The organism is Flavobacterium sp., assembly GCF_025352015.1.
GTDB lineage: Bacteria > Bacteroidota > Bacteroidia > Flavobacteriales > Flavobacteriaceae > Flavobacterium.
This window is the reverse complement of record NZ_JANXUG010000096.1, coordinates 1-18,046: the sequence shown is the minus strand read 5'-3', so window position 1 is coordinate 18,046 and position 18,046 is coordinate 1. Positions and strand designations below refer to the sequence as shown.

Annotated in this window: 9 protein-coding genes; 8 read left to right on the top strand and 1 reads right to left on the bottom strand. The window is 37.5% G+C overall.

Going from position 1 to position 18,046, the window contains the following annotated elements; translation table 11 throughout:
• The first annotated feature begins 94 nt into the window (after positions 1–94).
• Complete coding sequence (locus Q0Q96_RS09570; RefSeq protein WP_293874246.1) at positions 95–1,435, top strand: NAD(P)/FAD-dependent oxidoreductase; 1,341 nt, start codon at positions 95–97, stop codon at positions 1,433–1,435.
• Positions 1,436–1,575: 140 nt separating this feature from the next.
• Here the strand turns inward: Q0Q96_RS09570 and Q0Q96_RS09565 are convergent, their stop codons facing one another.
• On the bottom strand, positions 1,576–1,938 hold the full coding sequence (locus tag Q0Q96_RS09565; protein WP_293874243.1) for a cupin domain-containing protein: 363 nt from the start codon (positions 1,936–1,938) through the stop codon (positions 1,576–1,578).
• A 340-nt stretch (positions 1,939–2,278) separates the two neighbouring features.
• Between Q0Q96_RS09565 and Q0Q96_RS09560 the strand changes: the two genes are divergently transcribed.
• From Q0Q96_RS09560 to Q0Q96_RS09525, 7 genes are all read left to right on the top strand, one after another.
• Entirely contained in the window at positions 2,279–3,100 is an 822-nt protein-coding gene (locus tag Q0Q96_RS09560) for a MotA/TolQ/ExbB proton channel family protein (RefSeq protein WP_293874240.1), read from the top strand.
• A gap of 44 nt (positions 3,101–3,144) precedes the next feature.
• Positions 3,145–3,789, top strand: coding sequence for a biopolymer transporter ExbD (locus Q0Q96_RS09555; RefSeq protein ID WP_293874238.1), 645 nt, complete (start codon positions 3,145–3,147; stop codon positions 3,787–3,789).
• Between the two features lie 18 nt (positions 3,790–3,807).
• Positions 3,808–4,380, top strand: coding sequence for a biopolymer transporter ExbD (locus Q0Q96_RS09550; RefSeq protein ID WP_293874235.1), 573 nt, complete (start codon positions 3,808–3,810; stop codon positions 4,378–4,380).
• Positions 4,381–4,407: 27 nt separating this feature from the next.
• A complete protein-coding gene (locus Q0Q96_RS09545) occupies positions 4,408–5,193 on the top strand; it encodes an energy transducer TonB (RefSeq protein ID WP_293874232.1) in 786 nt (261 codons plus the stop codon).
• Between the two features lie 234 nt (positions 5,194–5,427).
• A complete protein-coding gene (locus Q0Q96_RS09535; protein ID WP_293874228.1) occupies positions 5,428–6,348 on the top strand; it encodes a substrate-binding domain-containing protein in 921 nt (306 codons plus the stop codon).
• Positions 6,349–6,354: 6 nt separating this feature from the next.
• Positions 6,355–8,016 carry a tetratricopeptide repeat protein gene (locus tag Q0Q96_RS09530; RefSeq protein WP_293874226.1) on the top strand — a complete coding sequence of 554 codons (1,662 nt, stop codon included), beginning with the start codon at positions 6,355–6,357 and terminating at the stop codon, positions 8,014–8,016.
• Between the two features lie 476 nt (positions 8,017–8,492).
• Positions 8,493–18,046 (top strand): GEVED domain-containing protein (locus Q0Q96_RS09525; protein WP_293874224.1); only part of this gene is annotated, 9,554 nt, incomplete at its 3' end.

The following is an 18,046-nucleotide window of genomic DNA, read 5'->3' as shown; positions in this document are numbered from 1 at the left end:
AAATACATTCCCTTTTAGAAGGCTTTATCTGTGTCAATTTGTGAAAATCTGTGTTTAAATAATTAAATTTGCAAAATTGTTTTACTAAAATTAAATGCAAACTCCTCAAAAAATTGCTGTTGTTGGCTCGGGTTTAGTCGGTACTTTATTGGCGATTTATCTCAAAAAACAAGGACATACTGTGCATGTTTACGACAGAAGTCCAGATATTCGAACAGTCGAATTTTCGGGTCGTTCTATCAACTTGGTAATGTCAAATCGTGGTTGGAAAGCAGTTAAAGATGTTGGATTAGATGATGAAATTCGTAAAATTGGAATTTCGGTCGATAAAAGAGCCATTCATTTACAGGACGGAAAACTCAACTACCAATATTATGGCAAAGATGGCGAAGCAATTTTCTCGTTATCAAGAGGAATTTTAAACCGAAAAATGATTGATTTGGCCGAAGCAGAAGGAGTAGAATTCTTTTTCGAGCATAAAATTTGGGATGTTACTTTGGCAACGGCAACCCTCCACATTGGCGACACCGAAAACGGATCATGGACTGAACTGAAATACGACAAATGTTTTGGTGCCGATGGTGCTTTTTCTAGAATTCGTCACAGAATGCAGCGTCAAAGTATGTTTGACTATTCGCAAGAATTTATGAAAATTGGCTACAAAGAACTTCATATTCCCGCCAATGCTGACGGAACACACAAGATTGATAAAAACTCTTTACACATCTGGCCTCGCGGGAATTTTATGCTTATGGCTTTGTCAAATTTAGACGGAAGTTTTACCTGTACTTTATTCATGCCTTTTGAGGGTGAAAATTCATTTCAACAATTAAAAGGCGAAGCTACTTTAATCGATTTCTTTGCCCATTATTTTCCCGATACAGTAGCGGTGATTCCTGATTTGGTAGAAGATTTTTTCAAAAATCCAACCAGTTATTTAGTAATGACAAAATGTTTTCCTTGGACATTTGAAGATAAAGTGGCACTCATTGGCGACGCGTCACACGCTATTGTTCCGTTCTACGGACACGGAATGAATGCTGGTTTTGAAGATATCACTATTTTGAATGAAATGATTATCAAATATGGTGATGATTGGAAAACAATTTTTGAAGAATATCAAAAATCGCGTAAACCCAATGCCGATGCGATTGCCGAATTATCGTTCAGAAATTTTACAGAAATGAGTGCTAAAACTGCTGACGAAAAATTTTTATTACAAAAAAAAATAGAAAAGTGGTTTTCTGAAAAACATCCCAACAAATGGATGCCGTTGTACAGCCGAGTAACTTTCAGTTTACAACCTTATTCAGATGCTTTGGCTATTGGTGATTTCCAAAATAAAATCATGGAAGAGGTCATGAAACTGCCCAATATTGAAGCAAAATGGAATAGCGAGGAAATAGAAAACAAAATTATAGTGTTATTGAAATAACAAAAGTTTCTGGTTAAAAGTTATTTCACAGAGATTCATAAAGCATCTCAAAGACTCACAGAGATTTGAATTAGTTAACTTTAAAATTTACTTTGTGTAACTCTGCATCTTCTCAGTGTGTCTCTGTGTAATAGTTATGATTATTGCTCCCGATGCACTTTATTAAAATCGAATGCTGGTTTGCAAATTGCAATATATTCACAAGGTTCGTCAAACGGATTAGAATATTGCACGCGAGTATTCCTTTCAATTTTTATAGATTGTCCAGCTTCTAGAACTATAATTTTGCCTTCTATTATAAATTGCTTTTTTCCAGAAATAATATAAGTATACTCCTCAAACTCGGGCGTTTGATAGGGTTCCCTCCATTTTGGCGGTGCAATCATATGTGCAATCGAAATTTCAGAATTACCACTCGTTGGAATTCCATGATGTTCTTCGATAAGTTTACCATCGTTTGTTGGCACAACGAATGGTGATTTTTGGATGAAATATTTTTTCATAATTATTTTTGTTAAAGCATAAAGATTTTATAAAAAAAAAGTGTTTTTCGTAACCAAAAAAAGAAAGAAATTTTACAAAAAAAACAAAATTAGATTAACATATACATTTTCGACTTTTTTTTCGTTATTAATAATAATTCATTTCATGTTTATGACTTTTTGGGGTATTACACAAGCTTGTTTGAAATGGTTTAAGAATTAAATTTAAAAGAATTATGATGCAATAAGATTAAAAGTAAAAAAAGTTTTTTTATTTCAACTAAAAAATTAAATTTGTTCCCAATCAAGTTTATTAACAACTATAATTTATAAATTATTAAAACTATTAAAATTTAAAAAAATGGCAAACGTTAAAAAAGAAGGCGGTTCAAAAAGTGTTGGTATGATTTCAGGAATCATTATCGTAGCATGTATTTTTGTTGGGTGGATTATATGGTATTTCGTGATGGGCAGCGGTACTAATTTTGAAGGCGGATTAAATACCGGTCACCCGCTTCCAGGAAATTATTTAGCCATGGTTTACAAAGGTGGTCCAATAGTACCCGTTTTAATGGGATTATTGTTGATGGTAATTGTATTTTCGTTTGAGCGTTATTCAGTTATTTCAAAAGCATCAGGAAAAGGAAATTTAGATGCATTTATGAAAACAGTTCAGGGCGATATCAAAGGAGGAAAAATTGATGAAGCTATTAATGCATGTGACAAACAACAAGGATCTGTTGCCAATGCCGTAAAATCAGCTTTAATAAAATATCAGGAAGTGAAAAAAGAAGGTTTTACCAGCGAAGAAGCTGCTGAAACTATTCACAAAGAAATAGAAGAAGCTACTTCACTAGAAATGCCAATGTTAGAAAAAAACCTAACCATACTTTCTACACTAGTAGCACTAGGAACTCTTGCAGGATTGTTGGGGACAGTAACCGGAATGATTAAAGCATTTGGTGCATTAGCTTCTGCTGGAACACCAGATCAAGCAGCTTTGGCAAATGGTATTTCTGAAGCGTTGATTAATACAGCTACAGGAATTTCTACATCAGCTTTAGCTATTGTAACGTACAATTTTTTTACATCCAAAATCGATACATTGACTTATTCAATTGATGAAGCAGGGTCAACAATCGTGAATACTTACAGAAAATTTAGAGGCAGTTTAAAATCATAATACAATGTTAGAAATTTCTAATAATTGTACTAAAATCAATAACAATGGCTAAAGTAAAAATGTCAAAAAAAGCAACGTCCATCGACATGACGGCTATGTGTGACGTGGCTTTTCTTTTGCTCACCTTTTTTATCTTGACGGCAACGGCAAAAATGCCCGAACCATTACCAGTAGATACACCTTCCTCCACTGTGCAAACAAAACTGCCAGAAACAGGTTTGGTAACCATAACGGTAGGGAAAAGCGAGGGCAAAGAACAAGTGTTTTTTGGGATGAAAGATAGAGCGATTCGTTCTGGAGCGCTTGCTTATATGGCACAGAAATATAAAGTGACTTTTACTGACGCAGAAAAAACACAATTCGAGCTTGTAGATGAGTTTGGTGTTCCTGTTGAAGGATTAAAGCAATTACTTGCCATGAAAGGTGCTGATAGAGCTAAAAAAGGAGTCCAACCCGGAATTCCCTCTGATTCTATAGCAATAAAAGCCAATAACAATCAGTTACAAGATTGGATACAAGGAGCCAGAAAAGCAAATATTGATAATGGAGGTACTAAAGAACTCCAATTTGCCATCAAAGGCGATGCTAAAGAAGAATATCCTCAAATCAAAAGAGTGATGGATATTTTACAAGACCAAAAAATCAATAGCTTTAATTTAGTTACTGGTTTAAGAGGAAAAGACTATTAATATAACAACTATTATAAAATGGCTGAATTAAATACCGGCGACTCCGGCGGCAAAGGCGGCAAAGTAAGAAGTAAAAAATCCAATGCAAAGGTAGACTTAACTGCCATGGTGGATTTGGCTTTCTTATTAATTACATTCTTTATGCTGACTACTTCTTTATCAAAACCCCAATCCATGGATTTGGGTTTGCCCGATAAAGAAGACAAAAAAACGCCTCCAAAGGATATAAAAGTGGATCAAAAAAGAACCATGACCATTATCATGGGGAAAGACAATAAAATCAAATGGTTTCACGGTTTATTAGAAACTCCGGAACCAGGTGGTGCACCAACCGATGCCGTTTATGGAAAAAATGGTTTGAGAAAAGAAATCTTGAAAAGAGTGGTTTCTGTTAATGAGTATGCCAAAACCAAACCTACTTACAAAAACGGAGACGGATTGATAGTCATTATAAAGCCTAGCAAAAAATCTACTTACAGAAATTTGGTGGACATTTTGGATGAAATGGCCATTTGCAAAGTGCCCACGTACGCCATTGTAAATGACATAAGTCCTGCCGAGCAAAAATTAATAGACGATATGAATAAATAATCCAGTGTTAACCAAAAATATACTAAAATGAAATTAGACTTATTTAACAAACAATGGATAGACATCGTTTTTGAAGGCCGTAACAAAGCTTACGGTGCGTATGAATTGCGTCAAGAAAACTCGAGAACAACGTTTCGTGCGCTCATTATTGGGGCGGTGGTTTTCGGATTGGCGGTAAGTGCACCACTTATCATAAGCTTAATTCCAGATTTTTCAAAAAAAGATGCGTCGTTGGATCAAAAAATCGTAACCATCAAGTTACCTCCAAAAGAACAACCCAAAGATCTTCCACCACCACCACCACCGCCACCAAAAGTAGATCAGGTGAAGTTTGTAAAGCCGGTAGTAGCAAAAACAGAAGAAGTGGTTGAAGACCCACCAAAAGTGGAAGATATCAAAGATAAAAAACTAGGAGCTGAAACCGTGAAAGGAGATCCAGATGCACCTTTGACAGTTGAACCAGTGGGTAACGGACCTAGTGTAACGGCAGAGGATAATACTATTTACAACAGCGCAGGTATAGAGGTTAATGCTGCTTTTCCTGGTGGTTTGGATAAATTTTACAAATTTGTGGGTAAAAATTTCCAAGTTCCCGAAGAAGATGGTTTAAAAGGAAAGGTATTTGTAACTTTTGTTGTTGAAAAAGATGGCTCGCTTACAGATATTAAGGTAATCAGGGACATTGGTTACGGTACAGGAAAAGAAGCCATAAGAGTGCTAAAATCTTGTCCAAGATGGAATCCTGGAGAACAAAATGGTAAAAAAGTGAGAGTGTTATATTCGTTGCCAATTTCTATTCAATCAGGAGAATAAATGATTGCAAAACTCGTTGAAAACTTTCAGAAGAAATCGCTCAAAGAGCGGTTTCTTCTCGTTATAGGCATTTTGTTTTTTTTGATTTATTTAACTTTGGGTTTAATCATTATTTTTTGGAAGTCCTTACCTTTAGCATTAGAATACAAATACAGAATTGTTTTCGGAATAATACTCATTGTATATTCTTTTTTACGATTTTTGCGTTTTTTTAATAAAGAATAAAATTTAGAAATGAATAAATCATCTAAAGCACACATTGGTTTACTGGTGTTAATTCTATTATTTGTTTTTTCTTGTCAAAAGAAACAAGAAGCAAACACTGATACTATTATTGAGGGAAAGGCAACTATTTATGTGGATGAATCTGTTTTTCCAATCATAGAAGACGAACAAGCTGTTTTTGAAACAGAGTATAAAGCCAAATTGTATTTGGTTTCACAATCAGAAAACGAAATTGTGAATGCACTGCTCATGGATTCTGCAAAAATTGCTGTTCTCACCCGAGAACTTTCGGCTCAAGAGATTAAAGCTTTTAAAGCCAAAAAGATTTACCCAAGAACTACGCCTTTTGCTATTGATGCGGTTGCTTTTATTAGAAATAAAACTGCCAAAGACACGTTGATGGTTATGTCAGATGTTGTTGATTTTGTAAATGGTAAAACTTTCCCCAATATAAAAGGATTGGTTTTTGACAATGCCAATTCTAGTACTGTGCGCTATCTTTCTAAAGTTTTAGGAATATCATTCGTAAATCAAAAAAATATTTTTTCTTTAAAAACAAATGAACAGGTCATAAAATATATGGCAAATAATGTGGGAATGGTTGGAATTATTGGGATAAATTGGATATTTCAACCACCTTTAGAGCTGCAAGAGTTTGTAGATAAAGTTGATGTGTTGAGTGTTCAAGACAAAAATAAATTGGAATATTTTTTTCCAACACAAGACAATCTGGCCATGGGTAAATATCCTTTGGCACGCCGTTTGTATATCATCAACTGTCAGGGATATTCTGGACTAGGAATGGGATTTGCTTCCTTCCTAGGCGGGGAAAGAGGACAACGAATCATTTTGAAATCGGGTTTAGTTCCTGAAAGAACTCCTAGCAGAAAAATCATGATTAGAAACACAATTACTAAAGATAAAAATTAAATAGAGATGAATAAGTTTAAAATTTTCAGCCTAGCGTTACTAACAACTACCATTGCAAAAGCACAAGATTTAGAGCCTGCAAAAAAAGCATTAGATGCCGAACAATTTGAGAAGTCAAAATCGTTGTTGAAATCAGTTATACAAGCGAAACCTAGCAATGGAAAAGCTTTTTTCTTATTAGGAAACATTTACTTGAAACAAAATATTACGGATTCTGCAACTGTATATTTTCAAAAAGGACTTTCTTCAGCCGATGGTGCTAGATTGAACACTATTGGGCTTGCCCAAATAGATTTGGATGCAAACAATAAAGCGGCAGCGCTAACAAAATTTGATTTGGTTACTAAAGAGCTACGAAAAAAAGACATCGAAGAATACATATATATTGCTCGTGCTTATATGAATGCTGATAAACCTGATTTTAAAAGTGCGATTGCTGTTTTGACAAAAGTTCAGACAACTAATCCTAATGATGCACAAGTGCAACTAGCCCTAGGCGATGCCTATTATGGCGATAAAAATCAAAATGATTCGTATGTAGCTTACAGAAATGCCTATCAATTTGATGGTACTTTAATAAGAGCAAAAATGCAACTTGGAGTTTTGTTAAAGGGCGCAAAAGCTTATACCGAAGCCGTAAAAGCCTTCAACGAAGTTATAGCGATTAATTCTAATTATGGTCCAGTGTATCGAGAACTTGCAGAAACGTACTATTTGTGGGGAAACAATATTCCAAAAACCTACGATGAAAATATTCAAAAAGCATTGAGTTTTTATGAAAAATACTTGACGTTGACTGATTATTCTATTACTTCTCGTATGCGTCACGCAGACTTTTTAATCCTTGCCAAAGATTACAAATCACTAGAATTAGAAGCTAATAAAATGAAAGAGTTAGACGGAGTAAATCCAAGAATTCTGCGCTATTTAGGATATTCAGCTTATGAAAACGGCAATGTTGACGCAGCTTTAACTGCTTTGGAAAAGTATACCTCTAATGCGTCTAATAAAATTATTCCACGGGATTATTTGTATTTAGGTCAAGCCAAAATTAAAAAAGGAACAGCAGCTGATGGAAAAACGGTTGATCCAGTTCAGTTAGCTTCTGGAATTGCAGATTTTAAAAAAGCAGTCGAAATGGAGCCCTTGGCAGCAAATGAATTCAACGAAATTGGAAAAAAATTATACGACCAAAAAGCATTTGCAGCAGCAGCAACAGTTTTCGAAATAGCGGTTGGATATCCAAATTCAAAAAATTATTTGTTGGACAATTTCTTTTTAGGAAACGCAATTTATTATGACAATACTAGAAAGGATATTGTAAAACCAAGTCTTATAGCTTTGCAAAAAGCAGATGTCGCTTTTGGAAATGTTATCACAGCTTCGCCAACCACGCAAGATGCCTATATTTTTAGAGCAAGAACCAATAGATTATTAGAAAAAGATGATATGATGGTTACATATTACCAACAATATATTGATATTGTTACTGCAAAAGGGGACGCAGAAGTGACAAAAAACAAAGCAAAATTCATTGAAGCATATAACAACATGGCGGCAAGTTTTGCTAATACCGATAAAGCCAAAGCAAAAGAGTTATTCAATAAAACGTTAGCGCTTGATCCAGCAAATGCTTATGCACTTGAAGCTATAAAGTTGTTGAAATAAAATAATTATGACTTTTACTTGTGCCGTCTCATTACAATTGAGACGGTTTTTTTGTAAATTAAAGTTGTATCGCCAGTACATTTTTATGCTTTGGCGAGTGTATGGTATATAATTACATAATTTTTGATTTTTTGAAAATCGACCTTACTTTTTGAAATCCTACCTGTTTTGAGAATGTAATAACTTATTTTAAATAAATTCTTGTCAAAAATTAATTTTTCATCTTTTTTTCTTAATAAATAAATCATGAAAACAACCATTTTAACAGTTGTTTGACGGTATTTTTACAAAAAAAGATTACTAATTTATGCGAAATAACTTTTATAAAAAGTGCGGAACATTTTTTAAACTGCATTTCAACGACAAAAAATGTATTTCATCTAATTTTAAAATAATGTTATTAAAAGGTTTGCGTAAAATTAATTTTAGTCAAGTCCAGATAGTAACTTTCCATTCTAAAATTTTAATTAATAAATATGTACAAAAATTACGCTTCTTTGGTAATGGGTAGGGATACTCAACTTAGAAAAGAAAAAAATTCAGCTTGTAGCTATTTTAGAACGTCTTTAAAAGGAATCCTTGTTTTAGCGGTGGTACTTTTGAGCAATTTCAGTGCTTTTGCGCAACCATCTGTATTATTTACTGGACTCACATCGACTACTCCATCACCAACCAACTTTCGTTTTTCTTTAAATACGGTCGGCGGTTTTCGTCAGGCTCGTTTTCAAGCTAACCAAAGTGTTGGAGCAAGCACGACAGGATGGGCTTTCCATGTAGGTACTCCTGGTGCACCAAATTATAGTCCAAGCTGGCGTCCATTGAGTGGAGGTAATACTCTTGCAATCAATACATATATTCCTACCACTTTTGCGAATGGTGCCAAGTATAGTGCAGGCGGCGGCGGAACTGATGGTTTATTGCCTGCTATTACCAGCGGCAATTACTACACTTTTAATGTAAGTGCCAATGCTTCTGCAGATAATGTTATGCAGTTATTGGAAACTAACTTTAATCCGGTTACTATTTCTAGTGTTACAGCAACTACGCCATCAGCTTCCAACAATGCTGTATTGGTGACTGTTACCACTTCTGCTGCTCCGTCCGCGGGCGAATTTGTATATGTGCGCTATTCAACTAACAGTTATAGTTCCTCTACATTAGTGCCTATTACTTTTAATGGAACTACTGGAACGGCAATAATCCCAAACCAAGCATTGGGTGCTGTAAGTTATTATATTTATTCAAGTAACAAAAGTTTTGCTGCCATAAATACAGATGTCACAGGAAACGGTCAAGGTGCTCATGACATGGCTACTTTAAATCTAAACAATAATGGTGGCAGCAATTACTCTTACACTCAAGTGGCTGGTACGCCTACAAACTTTGCAGGTGTATACGTAGTTCCGTCAACTTCGTATGCAACCATTGCCGCCTTTAATACTGCGCTTACTGCAGGAACAGTAACTGGGGCAGTAACTTGCTATGTAGACGCATCTGCTACAGCTTACACAGAAACTGCAACTGCAGGAGGTATTTCTATAACTAAAACTGGTACGGTTTTAAATACCATTACCATAAAAAAACAAGGTAGCAATGCGGCTACCATCACAGCATTTACACCTCAAGTATCAGGAAATATTAATGATGCCATTTTTAAAATTATCGGGGCTGATTATATTACTATTGATGGATTAACAATGCAGGAAAATAGCGCAAATACTACTACTACTACTGCATCAAACAATATGACAGAATTTGGGGTGGCATTGTTTTATACTTCATTGACTGATGGAGCTCAAAACAATACTATACAAAATTGTACTATTTCTTTAAACAGAACTAACCTTAATACATTTGGTATTTATAGTAATACAAGACACAGTGCAACTGCTGTTACTACCTCAGCAGAGGTTACAGCGGCAACTGGTTCTAATAGTAATAATAAAATATATGCTAACTCCATAAGCAATGTTAACTATGGTATTGTATTTATTGGTGCTGGTACTATTATTGCTGCAATTGATAATGGTAATGATATAGGAGGTGCATCGGTATTAACTGGTAACACTATAACCAATTGGGGCGGGGGTGCCGCATTTAGTAGCTATATTTCTTTAACAGGTAGCAACTATTGTGTTTTTAGTAATCAACAGATAAATGATAATATTGCTTTCAATACTATTACAAGTGCAACTTTAGCGCAATTAGTCACAACAGGAGGAATTTTAAAAAATTATTCCGTAGCATCTCCAACTACTGGTACCATTACTACGACAATAAATAACAATACAGTTTCTGTTACCAATAATCCAAGTGCAGCAACCACAGGTGGTATTGTAGGTATCAATAATCAAGGATTAACACCATTGTTAGCTACTGCCACTATGAGCATAAATAACAATACCGTTCAAAACTGTGTTTTGGGTGGAAGTACTTCTACAACCAATGGTATTACGGGTATAACAAATTCATCGGTTCCTGGCACGATGAATATGACAGGAAACAATGTAATCAATAATGCGATTACAGCCACTACAGCCACTAGTGGTACCAACCTGGGTATATCAAACAGCGGTGCTGCTAATACTGTTAATTTGAATAGTAATATTGTTAGAAGCTTGGCATCTACAGCAACTTCAGGACAAATTCAAGGAATAGTTAATACAGGTGCAGTTGTTAATGCATTAAACATAAATAATAATGCTCTTGGTAATGCAACAAGTGGATTTTTCTCGACCTCGACTGCTACAAGTGGTAGTCTTTTTGGAATATCAACTTCTGGTGGAGCACCAACATGCGCTTTGTCTATCCAAACAAATGATTTTAGAGGTATGACCTATAATGTAGCAGCTTCTGCTGCTCATACTTATATTATTAATAGTAGCGCAACTCTCTCTCAAAATATCAGCAGCAATACATTTACAAATCTTAATGTTAATACAACAGGGAATATAATATTTATCAGCAATAGCGTTACAGTGCCTGCAACGGGTACTCAAACAATTAATAGTAATTCGATTGTTACTGCTTTTAATAAAACAGGTGCAGGAGGTACAATTACACTTTGCACTTCTTCTGCTTCTTCTGCAGCTGGGGCAACTATTACTCATAATAGTAATAACTTCTCTAACATAACTGTTACAGGTGCTACTACAATAGCAGGCTGGATAAGCACGGATGGTGGTACTGCCAACAAAACTTATAATGGTAATACATTTAACAATTGGACAGGTGGTTCTTCCTCTATTACTGCAATGAGCTGTTCTTTTGGTGGTGGAAATGGTGGAAATGGAAACGTTTTGTCAAATAACACTATTACCAATATAACAGGGACTGGCTCAATAATAGGAATTAATTTAGGAATTTCTGGTACAACGCATACTGCAAACAATAATACTATTACTGGTTTATCTTCAACAGGAACTGGTGGTGCAGTTACAGGTATTGCAAGTTCTGCTCCAACTGGAAATATATTTTCTAATACTATTAATTCACTTTCTTCCACAAGTACTTCATCCATTGTTGCTGGTATAACATCATCTGGTACTACAGCACAAATCTTTCAAAATACCATTAATACACTTTCATGTGTAGGTACTACTTCGGGTGTAACCAACGGTATTATGGTTACTGCAGGGACTACAGCCAACGTTTATAAAAATAAAATATACGACCTGTCAACCACCGGTGCTTTTGCATCTACTCCAGGTGTGAATGGTATTGTATTATCTGGAGGAACGACAGTTACCGCATATAATAATTTAATTGGTGATTTAAAAGCAACAGCTGCCATTTCTACTGATGCTATTCGAGGAATTAGTATTACATCTACAACTACTTCTGCTAATTATAATATATACTACAATACAGTACATTTAACGGGCACTTCTAGTGGTGCCAATTTTGGTACTTCAGGTATTTTTCATGCAGCAAGCACCACTGCAACTACTGCTACATTAAATTTAAGAAATAATATTATTGTTAATAATTCGACCGCTGTTGGTACTGGAACAGTAACTTGTTTCCGTAGAAGTGCTGCTGCTACTTTAGGAAATTATGCATCTACTTCAAATAATAACCTTTTTAGTAGTGCTACCGGTTCGATAATGAATGATGGAACCACGGCATTTACATTAGCAACTTTTAAAGCTGCAGTTGCGCCAAGTAGAGATGCGGCTTCTGTCACTGAAACAGTTTCTAATACAGCAGGTACTTTTTTCCAAAGTTTTGCTGGTGCTAATGCTGGTTTCTTACACCTCGTAAACGGATTATCCACGCAAGCAGAAAGTGGAGCAGCAAACATTGGCACCTTTACAGATGACTATGATGGTCAAACACGACAAGGAAATGCAGGATATGTTGGTACAGGAACAGCACCAGATATTGGCGCTGATGAATTTACAGGTTCTGCACCCCTACCAGCCATTGTGCTGTCTGCCAATGACATAGTAGCGGGCAGTTTAACTCCTGGCACCAATAATAGTCCTATTTACAGTTTTGCTATTTCTTCGTCAGTAGCTAATGCAAATCTTACCGGACTCACAATTACTACCACAGGAAGTTATTTATCAGCAGATGTAACTAACCTAAAAGTATATTATCAGGCGACAACACCTTTTGTATTGGGGTCGGCTACTTTATTATCCACATTAACTACACCAGGTGTAGCAGGAAATAAGACATTCACATCATTTACGACAGCAACAATTTCTAGTGGAACCACAGGTTATATTTTCATTACAGCAGATATTCCTTGTGCCGCTTTAGCATCTAACACAATTGCTGTAAATGCGGTAACTACTGCTAACACTACATTTGCTGCTTCAAGTTCATTGACGGGTACAACAAATGTGGGGAATACACAAACTATTACTACACTCACTCTAAATAATGCTACTGCCGCTGGTGCATCTGTTGCTGGTGGTTCGTCCTCTGTTTCATGGACTAACCCAACTGGATGTTTCAATGAAGTATTGATAGTGGCACGAACTGGTTCAGTTAATGATGGCACTCCTTCAGGAGATGGTAGTGCCTACACAGGCAATCTTGCATTTGGTTCCGGAACAGCTCTGGGAAGTGGCTTTGTTGTTTATAAAGGCTCGACTTCACCACAAGTGGTGACAGGACTTACCAATGGAACACAATATTTCTATAAAATATTTACAAGGCTTGGTACGACCTGGAGCAGTGGCGTAGAAGTAAGTGCAACACCTTTAATTGTTTATTGCACACCAGCATCTTCAGCAGCAACAACTTATATCAGTAACGTTACTACTAGTGGTGGCGTTACTAATCTTAATAACACATCAGTTTATACTACAGGTGGTTATATCAACTACACTGCGGTGACACCAACCATAAACCAAACCCCTAGTAGTGCTGTGAACTTTAGCGTTTCCATTGTGGGTGGTACAGCTGGAATTGCGATTTTTGTAGATTGGAATAATAATGGCTTGTTTACTGATGCTGGTGAAACTGTCTATAACTCCGCAGCATTTATAAGTGGACCAGCAACAGGTTCATTTAGTGTCCCAGGCGGCCAGGCAGTAGGTAATTATAGAATGAGAGTGGTTACTGATTTTAATGCTACTTCTCCTTCATCTTGTACATTCAGTGGAACTCGTGGAGAAGCTGAAGATTATACCTTTATTGTTTCTGCACCAGTGGTTCCTACAATAACGCTAGCTGACAATACGGTTACAGCGGCAAATATCCTTCAGGGAAGCACTAATAACAGGCTATACAGTTTTGCTCTCTCACCAACAGTTGCAAACGCAACTTTGACAGGCTTAACTGTAACAACAAATGGTACGTATATTTCTGCAGACGTAACAAACTTAAAAGCATGGTACCAGGCTACTTCTACTTTCAATGCAGGGACAGCTACTTTGCTTTCTACCTTAACTACACCTGGTGTAGGTGGTTTAAAAACATTCCCATCTTTTGCTTCACAAACCATAGCAAATGGAGCTACTGGGTATATCTTTATTACTGCTGATACCCCATGTGCTGCAATAGTAGCTAACACTATTGCTATCAATGCAGTTAACGGAACTAACACTAACTTCTCATCAGGAACTGCTACAGGAACTTTATCTGCAGGAAATACGCAAACTATTGCATCGGCAGTACCAAATAATGCTACGGCGGTTTCGGCTACTACGGTAAGCGGCACTACAGTTTCAGTAGCATGGACAGCACCAACTGGTTGTTACAACGAGGTAATGATTGTTGCTGCGCCGGCAGCCAATACAGGTTCACCAACAGGTGATGGAACAGCGTACACAGCCAGTCTAGTTTATGGAAGCGGTACAACATTAGGTAACGGATTTGTGGTATATAAAGGAACAGCCTCCCCACAAACCATTACTGCATTAACAAGCTTCACGACTTATTCATTCAAGATATTCACTCGTTTGGGAACCACTTGGACTTCAGGAGTAGAAGTAACAGGAACACCACATCCTTATTGTACTGCTGGATTGCATAGTAGCAATTCAAATTTGGTAACCAATGTGACCCTAACGGGAACCACTTTAAACTCTTCTAATGGAGTTGGAACAAATGGATACCAGTTTATTTCACCAACACCCGCCTCAAATACGGCAACCGTACAATCCGGTTTTTCTTATCCTGTAACACTAGCTACAACTGGTTCACCAACGCAGGTAGCTATTTGGGTCGACTTTAATGCAAGTGGAATTTTTGAAAGTTCCGAATATTTCCTATTAACTCTTGGGACTGGTACCGCTACGGGCACAATTGTGGTTCCTGGAGGTGCAACTTTAGGAAATGTAGGTTTGAGAATGAGAGCAAGAGGTGCTACCTTTACAAGTTCTGATGCGTGTTCAGCTTTTGCTTCTGGAGAAACAGAAGATTATATAATAACAATCGCCGCACCACCAGCACCAACAATTACCTCTTTAGGTTCTACTAGTGGTTGTGCCGGGACGTCTATTACTATAAACGGTACGAATTTAAGTGGAGCAGTAGCATCTAATGTGACTATTGGGGGTACAGCAGTTTCTTCCATCACTTCTAATAACGGTAGTGTACTGGTTGCTATAATTGGTACAGGAACTACTGGAAACGTTTCGGTAACCACAGCCGGAGGAACTTCAACCGGACCAACCTTTACGGTTAATCTTGCACCTACCACAACTTGGGCAACTGCAACAGCTAATCTTTGTACAAGTACAAGTATACAAACACCAACTTTAAGTTATTCAGCATCAACCAATAGCCCGGTAACTTACAGTATTACTTGGAATGCTTCACCAACTAATAGCTTTGTAGGTGTTACCGATGCAAGCTTTGCAGGCACTGCAGGTGGAGGTGCCATAAATATTTCGGTGCCATCCAATACCAATGCAGGAACGTATACGGGAACTATTTCAGTAAAAAATGCTGCTGGTTGTGTGAGTACAGGAACGCAAAATTTTACAGTAACATTAAATCAATCACCTACAGGTGTGACGGCAATTGCTACTCCTACAGCATTATGCGCTGGAGGTAATATTGCTTTAACTTCTGGATTTACTGCATCATCTTTAGCAGGTGCAGGTATGACTGCTTATACTGCATCAAGAACGATAGCAACTAGCTATACTTCAATAATTCCAGCCACTCCTATTACAACATGGCGTAATGGTGTAAGTACAGATGATAATTTAAGCGATAATCAACCAATAGGATTTAGCTTCAATTATAACGGTACTGCTAATACAAATTTTAGGGTTAGTACCAATGGTTTTATAACTTTTAATACCTCATCTTCTGCTATCGGAAGTGGAACAGGTGCTTATGGATATTCTAATAGCTGGACTGTTGCATCGGGCGGACTAATGGTGGCTCCTAATTGGGACGACCTTCAAACCGCAGGTAATCTTGGGACGTTGGCTGACTTAAATAATAGTATAAATTATACTACTACTGGAACGACAGGTAGCAGGGTTTGTACAATTGAATGGTTTAATATGCAGGATTTCGCGACAAATTCCAATGCGAGTTATAATTTTCAGGTTAAACTATATGAGATAGATAATCATATTGAATTTGTTTATGGTACGATGACACAAAGCTCTAATACGCCATCAATTTCTTACTCATTAGGATTGAGTGCCGCTACTGTGAGTGCAACTCCAGTTGCTGCAGAATTGTTAAGTCAAACTACTTCAAATACAGGAGCTTTCGGGTTTACAAATCAGAACTCTTTAGCTACCATACCAGCAAGTAACACTACAAATTCATTTGCCTTGCCACAGCCAGTATATTCTTGGACTGGTCCAAACAGTTTTACCAGTAGTGCTGCAAACCCTACGATAACATCAGCTACCACGGCTGTATCGGGAGTGTATAATTTAGTGGTATCAAATTCTGTTACTTCTTGTGCATCTGCACAAGCTAGTAGCGCAGCGGTTACGGTCAATGCGCGTCCTACCGCATCTGTGGGCGGAACTACAAGCATCTGCAGCGGTGGCAATACCTCTATTAACATAGCAGTTACTGGTTCAGGAACTATAATCGGAACGTTAAATCCAGGTTCAATTCCATTCAGTGGAGCTGCCCCTACGATTTCGGTAAATGTTTCACCAACATCTAATACCATTTATACAGTATCATCACTATCTGATGCTAATTGTTTATCTGTTGCGGGTGACCTCACAGGTTCTGCGACAGTTACAGTAAGTACTCCCGTTGATTACGCAAACTTGCAGTTCCCTGCCAATGGAAATATTTGTAGTACCGGAAGTTACACAGCTTATGGACAAGTTTATAAGGCTGGTGTCACCGAAGCAGCCGGACAAGGTTCAGGCATCACTGCTGAATTGGGCTTTAGCAGCACTAATAGTAATCCATCTACATGGACAAATTGGATTCCTGCCACTTTCAACGTGCAGTCTGGCAACAACGATGAATACCAAGCTACTCTTTCGGCATTGACTGCTGGTACTTATTATTATGCATACCGATATCAAAGCGGAGCTTGCGGATTCCAATATGGCGGCTACAATGTTACGGGTGGTGGTTTTTGGAATGGCACCACCAACGTAAGTGGTGTGCTTACAGTTAGTGCGCCATCTACCGCAGCTAGTATTTCTGGAACTACGTCCATCTGCACAGGTGCTTCTACAAACCTAGTGGTCAACATCACTGGTGGCACTTCTCCATTCACTGTAGTGATTGCCAATGGTCCAACAGTAACTAATTATGTGAGCGGAACCAATATTTCTGTTGCCCCAACTTCTAATACTACTTATTCCATAACTTCTGTGACAAGCACAGGTGGTTGTGTTGGCACAGCCAATAGTGGAGCAGCGGTGGTTACGGTCAATCCGTTACCAACAGTGACGGCAGGAAATGTATCAGGTTGTACAGGAACATCAATCGCATTAGTTGGTTCACCAGCAGGAGGTACATTTAGTGTTGCAAATCCTTATACAGGACCAAGCACCGCATATACTTATTCCTATACCAACGCAAACGGATGTTCTGCAACCAGTGCTTCGGCTACAATTACCACGAATCCGTTACCAACAGTTACTGCAGGAAATGTATCAGGTTGTGCAGGAACAGCCATTGCATTAGTTGGTTCACCAGCAGGAGGAACGTTTAGTGTTGCAAATCCTTATACAGGACCAAGCACTACGTATACTTATTTTTATACCGATGGAAACGGATGCTCAGCAGCCAGTGCTTCGGCTACAATTACCACGAATCCGTTACCAACAGTTACCGCAGGAAATGTATCAGGTTGTGCAGGAACAGCCATTGCATTAGTTGGTTCACCAGCAGGAGGAACGTTTAGTGTTGCGAATCCTTATACAGGACCAAGCACCGCATATACTTATTCCTACACCAACGCAAACGGATGCTCTGCAACCAGTGCTTCGGCTACAATTACCACGAATCCGTTACCAACAATTACCGCAGGAAATGTATCAGGTTGTGCAGGAACAGCCATTGCATTAGTTGGTTCACCAGCAGGAGGAACGTTTAGTGTTGCTAATCCTTATACAGGACCAAGCAC

Coding starts and splice junctions, on each gene's coding strand:
- Q0Q96_RS09535 (WP_293874228.1), top strand. CDS start 5,428: ATGAATAAATCATCTAAAGCACACATTGGTTTACTGGTGTTAATTCTA.
- Q0Q96_RS09530 (WP_293874226.1), top strand. CDS start 6,355: ATGAATAAGTTTAAAATTTTCAGCCTAGCGTTACTAACAACTACCATT.
- Q0Q96_RS09560 (WP_293874240.1), top strand. CDS start 2,279: ATGGCAAACGTTAAAAAAGAAGGCGGTTCAAAAAGTGTTGGTATGATT.
- Q0Q96_RS09545 (WP_293874232.1), top strand. CDS start 4,408: ATGAAATTAGACTTATTTAACAAACAATGGATAGACATCGTTTTTGAA.
- Q0Q96_RS09555 (WP_293874238.1), top strand. CDS start 3,145: ATGGCTAAAGTAAAAATGTCAAAAAAAGCAACGTCCATCGACATGACG.
- Q0Q96_RS09570 (WP_293874246.1), top strand. CDS start 95: ATGCAAACTCCTCAAAAAATTGCTGTTGTTGGCTCGGGTTTAGTCGGT.
- Q0Q96_RS09550 (WP_293874235.1), top strand. CDS start 3,808: ATGGCTGAATTAAATACCGGCGACTCCGGCGGCAAAGGCGGCAAAGTA.
- Q0Q96_RS09565 (WP_293874243.1), bottom strand. CDS start 1,938: ATGAAAAAATATTTCATCCAAAAATCACCATTCGTTGTGCCAACAAAC.